The organism is Streptomyces canus (genome assembly GCF_030815415.1).
In the GTDB taxonomy this organism is placed as follows: Bacteria; Actinomycetota; Actinomycetes; order Streptomycetales; family Streptomycetaceae; genus Streptomyces; species Streptomyces canus_F.
The window spans coordinates 10,179,281-10,193,929 of sequence record NZ_JAUSWW010000001.1 but is presented as its reverse complement, the minus strand read 5'-3'; the positions used below and the strand labels follow the sequence as shown (position 1 = coordinate 10,193,929).

15 protein-coding genes and 2 pseudogenes are annotated in these 14,649 nt (G+C 66.5%); 8 read left to right on the top strand and 9 right to left on the bottom strand.

What is annotated here, in order from left to right:
• Positions 1–2: 2 nt before the first annotated feature.
• Complete coding sequence (locus tag QF037_RS47675; RefSeq protein WP_307036467.1) at positions 3–710, top strand: hypothetical protein; 708 nt, start codon at positions 3–5, stop codon at positions 708–710.
• Between the two features lie 23 nt (positions 711–733).
• Here QF037_RS47675 and QF037_RS47670 read toward each other — a convergent pair whose 3' ends face one another.
• Complete coding sequence (locus QF037_RS47670; protein WP_307036466.1) at positions 734–994, bottom strand: hypothetical protein; 261 nt, start codon at positions 992–994, stop codon at positions 734–736.
• A gap of 110 nt (positions 995–1,104) precedes the next feature.
• On the opposite strand from QF037_RS47670, the pseudogene QF037_RS47665 reads away from it, so the two are divergent.
• A pseudogene (locus tag QF037_RS47665) lies at positions 1,105–1,608 on the top strand (transposase); the annotation flags it as partial.
• Between the two features lie 37 nt (positions 1,609–1,645).
• Here the strand turns inward: QF037_RS47665 and QF037_RS47660 are convergent.
• Positions 1,646–3,136, bottom strand: a complete 1,491-nt coding sequence (locus QF037_RS47660; RefSeq protein WP_307037774.1) for an ISL3 family transposase — start codon at positions 3,134–3,136, stop codon at positions 1,646–1,648.
• A gap of 170 nt (positions 3,137–3,306) precedes the next feature.
• Here QF037_RS47660 and QF037_RS47655 point away from each other — a divergent pair.
• Positions 3,307–4,017 (top strand): annotated as a pseudogene (locus QF037_RS47655) (IS256 family transposase); the annotation flags it as partial.
• Between the two features lie 4 nt (positions 4,018–4,021).
• On the opposite strand, the gene QF037_RS47650 reads toward QF037_RS47655, so the two are convergent.
• Together QF037_RS47650 and QF037_RS47645 are read right to left on the bottom strand one after the other, a co-directional pair.
• Positions 4,022–4,240: a hypothetical protein gene (locus QF037_RS47650; protein WP_307036464.1), complete on the bottom strand. Its 219-nt coding sequence runs from the start codon at positions 4,238–4,240 to the stop codon at positions 4,022–4,024.
• Between the two features lie 128 nt (positions 4,241–4,368).
• Positions 4,369–6,060, bottom strand: a complete 1,692-nt coding sequence (locus tag QF037_RS47645; protein WP_307036462.1) for an ISAzo13 family transposase — start codon at positions 6,058–6,060, stop codon at positions 4,369–4,371.
• 180 nt (positions 6,061–6,240) lie between these two features.
• Between QF037_RS47645 and QF037_RS47640 the strand changes: the two genes are divergently transcribed.
• Positions 6,241–7,034, top strand: a protein-coding gene (locus QF037_RS47640) for an IS5 family transposase (protein WP_307037772.1) whose coding sequence is annotated in 2 segments (ribosomal slippage) — positions 6,241–6,712 and positions 6,712–7,034 — 795 coding nt in all. Because the reading frame shifts where the segments join, the coding sequence is not laid out codon by codon here.
• An 82-nt stretch (positions 7,035–7,116) separates the two neighbouring features.
• On the opposite strand, the gene QF037_RS47635 is transcribed toward QF037_RS47640, so the two are convergent.
• The 3 genes from QF037_RS47635 to QF037_RS47625 form a co-directional block, all read right to left on the bottom strand.
• On the bottom strand, positions 7,117–7,863 hold the full coding sequence (locus tag QF037_RS47635; RefSeq protein ID WP_307036460.1) for a phosphotransferase family protein: 747 nt from the start codon (positions 7,861–7,863) through the stop codon (positions 7,117–7,119).
• A 156-nt stretch (positions 7,864–8,019) separates the two neighbouring features.
• Positions 8,020–8,418: a hypothetical protein gene (locus QF037_RS47630; protein WP_307036459.1), complete on the bottom strand. Its 399-nt coding sequence runs from the start codon at positions 8,416–8,418 to the stop codon at positions 8,020–8,022.
• On the bottom strand, positions 8,415–9,269 hold the full coding sequence (locus tag QF037_RS47625) for an IS5 family transposase (RefSeq protein ID WP_307036456.1): 855 nt from the start codon (positions 9,267–9,269) through the stop codon (positions 8,415–8,417). The genes QF037_RS47630 and QF037_RS47625 overlap by 4 nt, the downstream gene beginning before the upstream one ends.
• 599 nt (positions 9,270–9,868) lie before the next feature.
• Between QF037_RS47625 and QF037_RS47620 the strand changes: the two genes are divergently transcribed.
• The 3 genes from QF037_RS47620 (at position 9,869) to QF037_RS47610 (ending at position 11,320) form a co-directional block, all read left to right on the top strand.
• Complete coding sequence (locus tag QF037_RS47620) at positions 9,869–10,144, top strand: hypothetical protein (RefSeq protein WP_307036454.1); 276 nt, start codon at positions 9,869–9,871, stop codon at positions 10,142–10,144.
• A gap of 39 nt (positions 10,145–10,183) precedes the next feature.
• A complete protein-coding gene (locus QF037_RS47615; protein ID WP_307036453.1) occupies positions 10,184–10,657 on the top strand; it encodes a nuclear transport factor 2 family protein in 474 nt (157 codons plus the stop codon).
• A gap of 78 nt (positions 10,658–10,735) precedes the next feature.
• The gene (locus tag QF037_RS47610; RefSeq protein WP_307037770.1) at positions 10,736–11,320 is read left to right on the top strand and encodes a group II intron maturase-specific domain-containing protein; all 585 of its coding nucleotides are present in this window, start codon (positions 10,736–10,738) and stop codon (positions 11,318–11,320) included.
• Between the two features lie 662 nt (positions 11,321–11,982).
• On the opposite strand, the gene QF037_RS47605 is transcribed toward QF037_RS47610, so the two are convergent.
• The gene (locus QF037_RS47605) at positions 11,983–12,111 is read right to left on the bottom strand and encodes a hypothetical protein (RefSeq protein WP_307036451.1); all 129 of its coding nucleotides are present in this window, start codon (positions 12,109–12,111) and stop codon (positions 11,983–11,985) included.
• 63 nt (positions 12,112–12,174) lie between these two features.
• Between QF037_RS47605 and QF037_RS47600 the strand changes: the two genes are divergently transcribed.
• Positions 12,175–12,984 (top strand): pentapeptide repeat-containing protein, encoded by an 810-nt coding sequence (locus tag QF037_RS47600; RefSeq protein ID WP_307036449.1) that lies wholly within the window; start codon positions 12,175–12,177, stop codon positions 12,982–12,984.
• 182 nt (positions 12,985–13,166) lie between these two features.
• Here QF037_RS47600 and QF037_RS47595 read toward each other — a convergent pair whose 3' ends face one another.
• Positions 13,167–14,429, bottom strand: coding sequence for an IS110 family transposase (locus tag QF037_RS47595; RefSeq protein WP_307036448.1), 1,263 nt, complete (start codon positions 14,427–14,429; stop codon positions 13,167–13,169).
• Positions 14,430–14,649: the final 220 nt, after the last annotated feature.

Below are 14,649 nucleotides of genomic sequence, written 5' to 3'. Positions count from 1 at the left end.
TCATGGGCGGCATGGAACACTTTGTGCCGGTGAGCGTCCTTGCACTCCATGCTGTCCTTCCACATCCGGAGGCGATCATGAAGGGGGCCGGAATACGTCCTTTGATCGACGGCCGGGACGTGCTGGAGGAGATACATCCGGACGGCGATTCAAGCTGCTACCAGCAGAAGTGGTTCGGTTCATGGGAGACGTGGCCGCTGTGGGCCGCCCGCGAACCTCGCCGTGTCGAACTGTCGAACAACGACTGCGACACCGGTTGCTGTGGAGGAGTGTTCGTCACCATCCAGCGTCGTGGCGATCACGTCGAGTGGGTCAGCTGGGAGAACACCAACGACATCCGGGTCCCTCTCCCTCTCGAGGTCCACTTCGACGCCGCGCAGTACGACGCCGAACTGGCTCGGGTCGTAGCTGACCACAGCTGGGAGGAGCCCGTGGACACGGCGGCCCGTCTACTGGCCCACAGGATCGCCGCAACCGACTGGTACAAACGGTGGGACTGCCAGCCGTTCATGCACGGCATCCGTGTGCAAGAGCGGGGGGAGTCAGCTGAAGTCGTCATGCACTTCGTCACCGGCCAGTTCGACGAACGCGGTACGCACCGCTGGCACGCCATGTCCGTGTCCGCGCAGGAGCCCGTCGAGGAACAGGTACGGCGCTTTGTTGAGCAGATCACAGCCATCGACCCCCGCGAGAGTACAAAGGGGCCCTGACAGCGCCCCGGGGGCCTCGCGCATCAGGTGGTACTGGTGGGCAAAGTCCAGACGGGGCTGCGCTGGGTGCTGGTGTCGGTGCGCCGGTCCAGCTCGATGCGGAGTTCGTGGATGACCTGGGCATAGACGGCGACGCGCTCGCGAAGCCGGTCGTTGTCCTCCCGCAGGGCGCGGGCGACGGCTTCGGCGTCTACTGCGCGGGCGCGCAGATGCTGGAACGCGGACGGGATACCGCTCGCCTCGGACTTCGGGAGTGTAAATCTAACGGCGGATCCGACGATCATGGGAGAGACGTCAAGTGACTGACACCGCCGTGGAGTTGGAGACTGTGGAGCCTGTCGAGAGTGCCCACTTGGGGCAGCCTGAGCCCGTGTCGGATGAGCAGCTGGTCGCGATGCTGGTGGAGCGGGCCCGGTCGGAGGGACTGCAGCTGACCGGGCAGGGTGGGCTGCTGCAGCAGCTGACCAAGCGGGTCCTGGAATCGGCCCTGGAAGGTGAGATCACCGATCACCTCGGCTATGAGAAGCACGATGCCGGCGGCCGGGGCAGCGGCAACTCCCGCAACGGGGGCCGGGCCAAGACGGTGCTGACCGACGTCGGGCCGGTCGAGGTCAAAGTCCCGCGTGACACCTCGGGCACGTTCGAGCCGCAGATCGTCAAGAAGCGGCAGCGGCGGCTGACGGGAGTGGACGAGATGGTCCTGTCGCTCTCGGCGAAGGGCCTCACTCATGGAGAAATCGCCGCTCACCTGGCCGAGGTCTACGGGGCGGAGGTCTCCAAGCAGACCATCTCCACCATCACCGATAAGGTCATGGACGGCATGGCGGAATGGCAGAGCCGTCCTCTCGACCGTGTTTACCCCGTTTTGTTCGTCGATGCCATCAACGTCAAGATCAGGGTTCTGTCGACGATCTTGTGATCCGGACGGTCGAGGCTCACCGTGTGAGCAGGACGCGTTTGCGAAGGAGATCGAGGCTGGCCCTGCCGAACATCTGGCGTTTCAGCATCTTCAGCCGGTTGATGTTGCCCTCGACGGCGCCGGAACTGTGCGGCAGAGACAGCCCGTTGCGGACCGCGTCGAAGTCGCGGCGGAGGTTGCGGGCGAAGCCCGCAAGCGGAGCCAGACTGTCCCGTTCGACGTCGGTGATCCATTCTTCGAGGCGGTCACCGTGGCGGCCGGTCATCATCGCGGCGAACTTCCTGATGTGAACAGTGAGCCGGTCGAGTTCGGGATCGCGTTCACGCAGTCGGTGCAGCTTGTCGGCGTCCTCGTCCCGCAGATGCTCGGGGTGGGTCATCATCCAGGAGGTGACCTCGCGGACCGATGGGGGCTTCGGTCCCGGGTCGGGTGCGTGTCCGCGCCCGGTCCGGTAGCGCCGCAGATGCCGCTGAACAGCCAACTCGCCGCCGGGATAGCCGAGTTGCTGGATCTCGCGGTAGAGCTGGGCGGCGTTCCTGACGCCCTCATTCCAGCGCTGGTGTACGTAGCCGACGTAGGGGTCGACGACATGCGCTCGTTGGAGGCTCTTGGCCACGACATCATCGGCGGAAGGGGCGTTGACCAGTTTGCGGACGGTGGCCTGGTGCAGCCCGAGCTTCCGGCCGATCGCCGCCTTCGACATCCCCTGCTGCCACAGCTCATGGGCGGCGGCATGCTGCTCACGCAGCCGGATCACGATCTTCAGGTCTTTCGCAGGCTGGACCACCTCGGGCTCCACCTCCACGTGGTCGGGGCCGGAGGCCGAGCCGGGAGACGGTTCGGCCAGGCGGGAGCGATGGGCGTTGACCGTCTTCTCGACCGCCTGGCCGAGGTTGGCCCACAGGTGATAGCGATCCGCGACCTGTTCGGCCTGCGGCGCCCCGACCCGAGCGCCCTCCGCGTAACCGCTGGAACGGTCCCGGCAAATGACCCTCACCTCCGGGTGATCGCGGAGCCAGGCAGCCAGGTCCTCGCCTTCGCGGCCGTCGTAGAGGTGCAGCGGCCGGTGGCTGGCCATGTCGATCAATACCGTGCCGTAGTGGCGGCCCTTGCGGAAGGCGAAGTCGTCGACGCCGAGGATCTCCACCTTGCCGATCTCCGGCTCGGGCAGAGCCCTGACCAGCCGCAACAGCGTGTCCTTGCCTATGGTGAGGCCGACCGCGGACGCCAGCCGGGCTCCTGCCCGGCCGGCCAGGGCCAGCCCGATCTGCGTCAACACCTCGCGCAGCAGCGGGGTATACCGACTGTGCGGGGTGGTCAGTCCTGAGATCTGTTCGGCGAACGTCACCGCCGTGCAGGCAGGGTTCTCGCAGCGGAAGCGGCGCACGCATAACTCGATCACGACACCGAGCCCGCCCACGGCGACATCACGCAGCCTACGTACGTACCGACCGTGCACCCGGGCCGAGCTCTGACCGCACCGACAGGACCCAGTCGCCGCCCGCACCCGCGTTCTCAGCACTACCTGGTCCGGCCTCCGCTCGACCTCCTCGATCAGCAACGCGGACAGGTACGGAAACAGCTCGAGGAGCACATCACGAGAGCACCCGATGCATGATCGCAAACAGGCGGAGCAACGTGCTCACCCGTCCGGATCACAAGATCGTCGACAGAACCAAGATCAGGGACGGGAAGGTCGCGAACCGTCCCATCTACGTGGTGATGGCGGTGACGGTGGACGGCACCCGCGACATCCTCGGCATCTGGGCCGGCGACGGCGGCGAGGGCGCGAAGTACTGGCTGCACGTGTTCACCGAGCTGAAGAACCGCGGCCTGGACGACGTGCTGATGCTGGTCTGCGACGGGCTCAAGGGCCTTCCCGATGCGGTGGAGACCGTCTGGCCTCGCACGATTGTCCAGACGTGCGTCGTTCACCTGCTGCGCAATTCGTTCCGTTACGCCGCCCGTCAGGACTGGGACAAGGTCGCGGGGGCCCTCAGGCCCGTCTACACCGCACCCGGCGAGGACGCGGCGACGGAGCGGTTCCTGGAGTTCCAGGAAGCGTGGGGCCGGAAGTACCCGGCGATCGTGAAGCTGTGGTCGGACGCCTGGGCCGAGTTCGTGCCCTTTCTCTCCTTCGACGTCGAGATCCGCAAGGTCATCTGCAGCACGAACGCGATCGAAAGCGTCAACGCACGCATCCGCCGAGCTGTTCGCGCCCGCGGCCACTTCCCCAACGAGGCCGCCGCCCTCAAGTGCATCTACATGGCCCTGATGAGCCTGGACCCCACGGGCAAGGGCCGCAAGCGGTGGACCATGCGCTGGAAAGCACCCCTGAACGCGTTCCAGATCGCCTTCGAGGGTCGCCTGACCCCGAGCAACAACTGACCACTCAACAACCAAGATCAGCCGTTAAATTGACACACCCCAGCAGCAAGGCCAGGCCCTTGGAGCCGGCGCGGAAGTACTCGAACGCCTCCCCGTTGAGCCCCTGTGCCTCGTCAACCAGGAAGGTGCGGGCGCGTTCGGCCAGGGCGGTCTTCAGCCAACGGTCGAACTCACTGGGATGGGCCGGGAACAGGTCGAGTGCGGTGAACAGGTCGTAGCGCACCGCTCCCCCGGTGGGCCTGGCGCGGAAAGTGACCTTATGGACGTCCTCGCACTTCGTGATCATGTGGACCTGCGGATACAGAGCGGGCTGCGAACCGTGGAGGGACGGCTGTAAGGGCGTGCAGATCATTAACTCGTCTTTTTGACCTTGGTCTTGGCGGGGTCGGGGGCGAGGAACGTCGCGACGTCTGCTGGTGTGCGGAAGCGGGCGGTTGAAGTGCTGATGGGGTGGCCTTGTGCTTCGAGGAGTGGGTGGACTTCCTGTTTCGCGCGGCTGATGGTCATGGCGGTGACGCCGAAGAGCTGGCCTAGGAGGTCCATGGTGGCGAGTTTGCGCAGGTGGAGCACGGTGACCAGGACCCGGTCGGCTGGGGTGAGTTTGGCTTTGGCGCCTGTGCCCGGGGCCACCAGGCGCTCGTGACCGCGACGCGTGCGGAGCACGTGCTCGCGTTGAACCTCCAGCGCGGGAGTCAGGGCGTCGATGAGCTCGCAGAACTGCTGGCGGGTCATCCCGGTCAGTTCGGGGTCCTGCAGCGAACGACGCGTGAGGCCATGTGGCCTGTCCGCCGGGGCATGGTCTGACGCGCTGTTGATTGCCGTCACGTCCAGTGGATGCCGGGGGTGGAGGGTGTAGTTCCAGTCGCCGTGGAAGCGGTGCCGGGTGATCGGAAGGGCGGCGATCTCGTCGTCGCTGACCTGGATGCCGGTGGGGTAGGGGTTGGTGTCGAGTTCGGCGTGCACGGTCAGGCCGGTTTTGGTGGTGGTCGCGGCGATGCTCTCGACGATGACTTCGTGGCTGGTCAGGGGCCTGCCCCGCCAGTTCATGGTGATGTGGGAGAACAGCCGATGCTCGATCCGGTTCCACTTCGATGTTCCGGGAGGCAGGTGACAGACGGTGATGGTCAGGCCGGACTCGGCTGCAAACTGGGCGAGTTCGGTCTTCCAGGTGCGGGTGCGATAGCCGTTGGAGCCGCCAGCGTCGGCGGTGATCAGCAGTCGGCCGGCCGTGGGATAGATGGCCCGCCCGGCGCTGTTCCACCAGCGGCGGATGGACTCGACGGCGAACGCGGCGGTGTCGTGGTCGGTGCCCACGTTGACCCAGCCGGCGTTCGCGGCGACGTCGTAGATGCCGTAGGGCACCGCTTTGCCCAGCTCGCGGTCGGGGAAGTCGTGGGTGTCGACCCGTACCGGCTCGCCTCTGGGCTCCCATTCGCGGCCGTTGTTCTTGAAGGGGCCGACCAGTTCCTTCTTCTTCGTGTCCACGCTGATCACCGGCGCCCCGCTGTCCTGGTGGTTGCGGGCCTGTGCGTTGAGGTAGTGGAACTGTGCGTCCCGGTCGGGATGCTGCTTGCCTTCCAGGGTCTTGGCGTTGCTCTGCAGGCTGAAGCCCTCCTCGCGCAGGAGGTCGCCCACCGTGTCTGCGCAGATCCGGTGGCCTTGCCGGGCCAGCTCCTCGGCGAGCTTTCGGGTGGATTTGGTGGTCCAGCGCAAAGGCGACATGGGATCCCCGCGGACGTCGGGCTCGACCAGCGTCAGGAGCGCCTTGCGGACGGCCGGGTTCAGGTCGACGACGCGTTTGCGGCCGCCGCCGGGCCGACGGATGCGTCCCAACGGGGCTTCGCCGGAGGCGAGTTCGCGTATTCCGGCAGACACCCTGGCCTCACGGACGCCGGCGGCGCGGGCGACCGCTCTGATCCCGCCATGACCCAGCGACTGGGCTTCCGCCCCTATCAACAGACGACGCTGCCGCTCGTCGAGGTGCGGCAGAATCGCCCCGAACTTGGCTGCCAGCACGCCCCGTTGCTCTTCCAACCCGCTCATGCCAGACCAACGAACCACCGAACAGAAAGCCACGAGTTAATGATCTGCACGCCCTAACGACTCCTAACAAAAAGAGGCTTCTGGACCTCTGGGAATGACATTGTGTCAGTTCTCGTTGATGCTGGCCGAAGGGGGTGCGAGCCAGTCGAGACGAGGAAGACCGCTGCCAGACCGTGGGAGATCGACGACGAGTTGTGGGCGCGCATCGAGCCGCTGCTGCCGGTCGTCCCGCGTAATCCGCGGCGTCCAGGTCGTAAGCGTCTGGATAGTCGCAGGGTGCTGTGCGGGATCCTGTTCGTGCTGTACACCGAGATCCGCTGGGAGTTTCTGCCCCAGGAGCTGGGCTTCGGCTCGGGGATGACCTGCTGGCGACGGCTGCGGGACTGGAACGAGGCCGGGGTCTGGCAGCGCCTGCACGAGCTGCTGCTCTCCGAGCTGCGGGCCGCAGACCTGCTGGACTTCTCCCGTGCAGCGGTCGACTCCAGCCACATCCGCGCGATGAAGGGCGGGCCGGCCACCGGTCCGTCCCCGGTGGACCGGGGCAAGGCCGGCAGCAAGCACCACCTGATCGTCGAGGCGCACGGCATCCCGCTCGCGGCAATCACCACCGGCGGCAACCGCAACGACGTCACCCAACTGATCCCGCTGATCGGGCCGTCCCGCCGATCCGCGGCAAGCGCGGCCGGCCACTGCGCCGCCCCGAGCACCTGTACGCCGACCGCGGCTATGACCACGAGGTCTACCGGGACAAGGTCCGCAGGTTCCAGATCACCCCGCACCTCGCCCGGCGCGGCACCGGGCACGGCTCCGGCCTGGGCGTGTACCGCTGGGTCGTGGAAGGAGCGATCGCGCTGCTGCACTGGTTCCGCCGCCTGCGCATCCGCTGGGAGATCCGCGACGACATCCACCACGCGTTCGTCACCCTCGGCTGCGCCGTCATCTGCTGGCGACGATTGCGCACCGCACTTTGTTGAGGGTAAGGGCAGGCGATGCGCCCCAGGAGATGCCGTGCTCGATGCGTGCGAACGCATACGCGGCGGTCGGGCCCGCGCGGCCTCACATCCGGGATCTCAGCACGTCGACCTCACAGCCCGGCGCGAAGGGGTCGAAGCCCTGCTCGATCAGCGAGCGAACTGCCAGCAGGCTTCGCAACGACGACCACGCGTGGATCACGTCGAGGTCGATGTCGGTGCCGTAGCCGGCGATGACGTCGTCGAGGTGCTCCTCGTGTCCGAGCGTGAAGGTGGCGAGGTCGTACAGGGCATCACCCTGGCCCGCCTCGGACCAGTCGATGATGCCGGTGACCTCGTCGCCGTCGACGAAGACGTGCGCGATCTGCAGGTCGCCGTGCGTGGACGCCGGAGTCCACGGCCGCAGCGCGGCCTCGACGACCTGGCGGTTGCGGGTGACCAGGTCGGCGGGCAGGACGCCGTTCGTCACGAGCACCTCGCACTCGTCGTCGAGCTCCTTCGTCAACTCGTCGATGCTCCGGTCGGCCCGGCCCGGCCGGGGCGGCAGCGGCGCGTCGTGCAGCTTCCGGATGGCGGCGCCCGCCGCGGCCCACGCCGCCGGCGACCCGGTCGATGGCCCGCCGAGGCGCCCAAGCGTCGTCCCCGGGAGTGCGGCGGTCGCAAGCACGGGTGGCATGCGCCACAGGACCTCCGGGGTCGGGACCGGCGCGAGGGACATCGCCTCGACCTCGACGTCGAGGCGCGCCTGATCGGCGTCCACCTTCAAGAAAACGTCGCCGACGCGCAGAGTCGCGCGCTCGGCATGGGCGACGACGACTTCGACCTCATCCATGGGCGACCAGTATCCCGGGGATGCTCGCCGACGTCGCCAGGTTTATCGCGTGCGATTACGCCGCTGACCGCGTCGTCCCGCTACCTCGGCGGCCTCACGACACCGACCTCTGACCAGGTCAAGCCCACCACTCTTGTTAGGAGTTCTAAGTGGACGTTAAGTCCGCTTCTGGTAGCGGCCTCGTCCGGGCTGGGTGAGGAAGCCTTGGCGGGTGAGGCGTCCGAGGCGGCTGCGGGTGATGTTGACGGATGCCTCGTCGGTGGGCATGCCGAGGTGTTCGTGCAGCTCACGGGCTCGGAACTCTTCATCGGGATGCTGGTTGAAGGTGTTCACGATGGCCTGGTAGGCGGTGTTCGTCTCGGGCGGTGCGGGTTGGCCTGAAGCCGGTGCGAGTTCGGCGATGACCTTCCGGGTGGTGACCAGGTTCGCGAGTCGCGCTTCGGTCTCGGTCAGGGCGACGGTCAAGTGCTGGATCTGGTCACGCAGTTCGTTGGCACGGGCTGCGGTCTGGTCGTGCTCGGCCTGGAGGTCCGCCAGGAGCTCGGTGATGTTCACGCGGCCAGTCCGAGGGTGTCGCGCCAGGACGGACTCGGCGCGGTGAGGCGGCGGGTCATGTTCGCGATCGAGGCCCAGTAGACGCGTGAGGCGGAGGTGTCGGGGCGGTGGTCGTACTCCCGGGCCAGTCTGCGGTGCAGCATCAACGTGCCGTTGACCTGCTCCACGATCCACCTCTTCGGTTGCGGGACGAAGCCTTTGCCCTGGTCGGCTGGATTGCGGCGGACGACCTCGACGCCGATGTCCAACAACGCGCCATGGATGAGGACTTCGTCCTTGAAGCCCTGGTCCACCAGAGCCCTCTCCAGACGCATCCCGCACCGCTCGGCGGCCTGGTCGAGCAGGGCGGTGCCGGCCGTGTTGTCGTGGGCGGATGCGGCCAGCACGACGACGCCGATGATCAGCCCCAGAACGTCGACGGCCAGTCCCCGCTTGCGGCCCGACACCTTCTTGTTGGCGTCCAGTCCCGTCGTGGTCTTCGGGACACCCGCGGCCGCGCGCACGGACTGGGTATCGAGGATCACGAGGGACGGGTCCTCTAATCGCCGGGCCTTCTCCCGTACCTGGCAGCGCAGGAGTTCCTGAATCCGCTGGTCGAGCCCGTCCTGGCGCCACAGGCCGAAGTAGTAGAACACCGCCGACCAGGACGGCAGATCATGCGGGAGGTAGCGCCACTGGCAGCCCGTCCGGTTCTGGTAGAAGATCGCGTTCACGACCTCCCGCAGATCACAGGATCCGGGATCTCCGGTCGCTGACCGTGCCACCCGGTCCTGTTTCCAGGCCGTGATCATCGGCTCGATCAACGCCCACTGCTCGTCCGCTAAGTCGCTGGGGTACGGCTCTCGCTCCATGCCCGCATCTCAGCATGCACATGCCCAGCAGATGGCCAGCCCGACGATCAGTACCTCGATCGAGCGATCACGAATCGAGGAAGATCGGACTTAACGTCCACTAAGAAGTCGTCGCGTTCGTGCTGGGAGTCGCCAGAACACCCCGGCGCCGCCCGCGTACCCCGCGTCCCCGCGACCCGGTCGAACAGGCCAACGCAACGGCGCCTGACCGATCCGGGCACGCGCCCTCGTGATCGACCCGGTACGAGCCGGGTGCTACAACTCTCCCTTTAATTCAGCTCTTGCGACATCTGGCACCAGCGCCTGAGGGCAAGCCCCACCACCATGCACATTGGCCAAGTAGGGGGCCTGACCGCGCTTCCGTGATGGCTACGACCGATGCAACGTCAGCCTGTACCGTGTCGAGCCGGTCTCCCTCGGAGACGCGGTCGGGAAACTGATAGAGGGCATGCCGAGTCCGTGCTTGGCCGCTGGGGCTACGGAGTGTCCGGCGCGGATCAAGCCCGTAGCCCGGTCGGCTCCCGCTGCCGTGCGAAGGGGTGTGCGGACTGCTCGACTGGAGGAGTTCCCCCATCCTCCGACCTCATGGGAGCAGCGCCGTGGCCATCATCGCCCTCATCGAATTGCCGGGCGTCACCGAAGAGCAGTACCAGGTCAACCACTCGAGCATCCACGCGGCGCCGTGGTGGCCGGCGGAGGGCTTCATCTCCCACGCGGGTGCCCCGGCGGACAGCGGCTGGCTCGTGGTCGACCTCTGGGAGTCGAAGGAGGCTCTCGCGGCGTTCATGGAGAAGGCGGCGACGATCTTCGAGGCAAACGGTATGCCGCAGGTCGAGCCGAAGATCTACGAAGCGGTGAACGTGGACATCGGCTAAGCACCTACGTCTGGATCTCGGCCGCTACGGCCCTTTGCCGTGTTCGACCCAATAGCCGACGTCAATGTGCCTCTGCGCATGTCGCGGTGCGTAGGTTGCCAGGGAGAGCTGGAGACGCTGATGACCGATCACCCACACATCGCCGTGTTTCACCATGTCATGGCTGCCTTCTCAGCCGGCGATATGGATGCGCTGACGGAGCTCTTCCACCCCGATGTGGTCTGGCACATCGGGGGCAGGAACCCGCTGGCGGGAGAGTACCGGGGACGCGAGGAAACATTCGCGGTGTTCGGGCGGGAGTTCCAGCTGACGGGCGGCACGTACCGGCCGCAGCTCCACGATGTGCTCGCCAACGATGACCACACAGTCGCGCTGCTGCACGTCACAGCGTCACGTGAAGGCAAGCAGCTTGATATGGACTACACCATCGTCTTCCACATCAGGGACGCCAAGATCACCGAGGGCTGGGTCCTGACGGCCGACCCGCAGGCGTACGACGAGTTCTGGTCGTAGGCGACCGGGAACGCCAGACCGCAACGCGGTCTCAGGGTCGAGCCGAGGGGTCTTCGCTTCAACGAGGAGAAGACCAAGATCGTCCACCTCGATGAGGGGTTCAACTTCCTCGGCTTTACCGTCCGCCGGAAGAGCCAGAAGAAACTGATCACCACCCCGAGCACGGCGGCTTGCGCGAGGCTCCGGGCGCGACTGCGGACCGAGGTGAGAGCCCTGCACGGGGCGAATGCCGAGGCCGTGCTGCGCAGGCTGATCCCGATCGTTCGCGGTTGGGCGGCCTACTACCGGGCGGTGGCGTCCTCGATGACGTTCTCGTCGCTGGATCACTACATGTGGCGGCTGACCTTCAAATGGGCCAGGCGTCGTCACCGCAACAAGTCGAGGTACTGGGTCGTGGACCGGTACTTCGGCAGGTTCCACCCGTCCCGGCGTGACCGGTGGGTGTTCGGCGACCGCGACAGCGGCGCCTTCCTCATCAAGTTCGCCTGGGCCGGCATCGTCCGCCACCAGCTCGTCAAGGGCGGAGCGTCCCCGGACGACCCCGCGCTGGCCGAGTACTGGCGGGGTCGCCGCCGCAGGAAAGCGCCGCCGCCGATGGACAAGACAAGTCTTCTCCTGGCGGTCCGGCAGCACGGGCTCTGCCCTCTCTGCAAGCAGCACTGATCGTCGGAGCCGTATCCGAATACGCCTTCTCCTGTTCCGCTCGGACGCGGCAGACCGGACTCGCGCCACCTCCATGCCGGACACCGCCTGGCCAATAGGCGGACACCCGCCAGGCTTATCCCGGAGTAGTAGCTACACCCCGGTTTCGATGTCATCTGATTGAGATCGTTTCATCCTGAATTCGCAGGTCGCGGTACTGGTGTGAGTCCGTGACGGGGTGCTCGTGCAGGCCGGAGGCGTGATCGTCTTGGGGTGATCGTTCGTCACCGTCGGACTTCGGAGTTCGCCAGGACGAGCAGAGCCCGCAGCAGGGTGGTGACGTGACGGGCGTTCATGCGGACGCCCAGCGGCGCTGATGCCGGGACACCGCCCGCAACCAGCGCGGGGCGTGAGTGGTCCTGATGTGTATGAGCCCTCAGCTCCCTCACCGTCGGCGCCAAGACGAACAGCTTGCGCCTATGGCACGTATGGGTCGTCTTGCCCACGACATTCGCTGGTGCGATCGCCGTTGCCGGTGCCGTGTTCTTCATCGTCTGGGTCCTCCTCGGCGCCCAGGGCCTCAAACCCGAAGCGAAGCTCACCTCACAGACCCTGTTCGACATGGTGAAGCTGTCATTCGGGGTGGTGGCCGGAGCCGGCGCCCTGGTGGCCCTGATCGTGGCCTACCGTCGGCAGCGCGTCGACGAGGACGCCGCACTCAGGGAGGCCACCCGGCTGCACACCGAGCGGTCACCACCGCCGTCTCCCAACTCGGCGACGACTCCCCAGCGGTCCGCCTGGGCGGCGTCCACGCCCTGGCCCACCTCGCTGACGAGGCCCCCACCCGAGCACTCCGCCAGACGTGCATCGACGTCATGTGCGCCTACCTTCGCCTGCCCTACACCGCCGAGGCGAACCTCCCGCCCGAAGACGCGGCCGCCCGACACGCCTACCTGGCCTTGCGGGAGGTCCGGCACACGATCATCCGTCTCATCCGCGATGATCTCCGCCTCCCCACGGACCATGCACACTCCTGGCAGGGACACGACCTGGACTTCACCAACGCCGTCTTCGACGGCGGCAACTTCGACGCCGCGAAGTTCTCCGGCGGCACGGTCTCCTTCGACGGTGCGATCTTCTCCGGTGGCACGGTCTCCCTCGACAGCGCCGTGTTCTCCGGCAGTGAGGTCACCTTCAACGCCGCGACGTTCTCCGGCGGCTTGGTCACGTTCAACGCCGCGACGTTCTCCAAGAGCCTGGTCTCGTTCAGTCACGCGAAGTTCTCCGGCGGCAGGATCTCCTTCAGCCACGCGGAGCTCCTAGGCGGCTCCAGATACGTCCGCGGCACGATCGACAACGGCGGCTTGGGCTTCGGCGGCGCGACGTTTTCGGGCAGCGAGGTCACCTTCACCCGCGCGAGGTTCGGCGGCAGCACGGTCTCCTTCGCCGGCGCGAGGTTCTCCGACGGCACGGTCTCCTTCGACGCCGCGGCGTTCTCCGACGGATCCATCTCCTTCGACGACGCAACATTCTCCGGCAGCGAGGTCAACTTCAACGACGCGGCATTCTTCGGCAGCCTGGTGAGCTTTGAGCATGCGCATGGTGAGGCGCCTCACGGACTGGTGCCTTCGTCTGGAGAGTCACTGGCGCCAGGGCTGACCCTGCCACCGACATGGTTGCCATAAGCCAGGGCGTCACTGTCGGCGTACGGGCCCAATTCGCCAGGTGTGTATGGGCGAACGTCAGGGCGCCCATCGAAGGCCATGAGGCGGTTCTTCAGCCTCGCAGGCTAGCCATACTCGTCCGTACGTAAGCGGGGGACGTTCATGGCCCTGACACGAAAAGAACCTGCGGTTGAGCTCGGTGGTCAGGCCGTGGCGACGGGTTCGAAGCGGATGGTCAGGCCGAGAGTGTTGGCTTCCTTCAGCATGCGGCGCATGGCGCGTGCTGGATCGCGGCGGGTGAAATAGTCCGCGCCCAGTTCGAGGTAGGGGACGTGGTCGTGGAGCACGTGCCAGACAGCGATGGCGATCTTGTGCATGACCGCGACCAGTGCCCGTTTGTCACCTCGCCGTGCCGAGATCCGGCGGAAGAACACGGCGAGATAGGTGTCCCTGCTTCTGATGGCGGCCAGCGCGGCGACTCCGAGCACGCGTTTGAGATTGGTGTTGCCGTGCCGGGTCCGGCCGGACTTGTTCACCCCTGCCGACTCGTTCTGCCCCGGGCAGACCCCGATCCAGGAGGCGAGGTGATGGGCCGTGGCGAACTGGCTCATGTCTCCGCCGGTTTCGGCGAAGACGATCTCTGCCGCCATGCGCCCGATGCCGGGAACAGTGTCCAGGAGGTCCAGGTCGTGCTCGTGCTCGCTAAGCAGGGTGGCGATACGGGTGTCGAAGACAGCGACCGTCTCCTTGAACCGGTCCGCCTCGTCCAGGTAGTGCTGGACCATGAAGGCGTGGTGGCCGGTGAAGTCGCCGTCCAGTGCCTCGATCAGGGCGGGGATCTTGGCACGGGCCTTGCCGACGGCAAGATCCGCAAGGCGTTCACGGTCGCGTTCACCGGCGACCAGGGCTGCCAGGATCGTCCGTCCGGTCTTCCCGGCCACATCGGTCAGCACGGAGGTGAGCTTCATCCCGGTGTCCTCCAGCTCCTTCTCCAGCCGCTGGATCTCCCGACCCGCAGAACGCAGGAGTTCGGTGCGGCGCCGGGTCAGGTCACGCAGTTCCCGCACCATGCGGCCGGGGACGAAGGACGCCATCACCATTCCCGACGCGCCGGCCCGGGCCAGGAACGCGGCGTCGCTCGGATCGCTCTTGCGGCCCCTGATCCCCTTCAGGTGAGAGGGATTGACCAGCATCAGGTTCAGCTGCGGCTGTAGCAGGTAGTAGACCCCGCGCCAGTAGTCGGCCGTTGCTTCCATGACCACCACGTCGACCTGGCGTTCCACCAGCCAGGCCAGGAGCCGACGTAGTTCGGACCGGGTGGTGCCGAACCGTTCGGTCTCCAGGCTCCATGTTCCCGCCCGAGTCGTACTGGGCGTTCGCACGCAGGCGAGCAGGAACCGCTTGCCCAGGTCCACTCCCGCGGACCGCAGATGGATGACCTCGTCCTTCACGTCCTGCCGACTCATCGCCCGCTCCTGAACACCCGTAGCGAAAACCTGGCGGGAACCCCGGAGGGATCAGGGAAAGAAGCGGAATCTGACACGCGTGCTCCCGGCAGCGGATCACTGCCTTGGCAACAAACCGTGGTCCCCAGCGCGACCCCCATTGCCATCCTGGACAAACGAGCTCACCGGCATCGCAGAGCCATCGGCGTGACCGGGGCACCCACCCCATTTTCTCTCACCC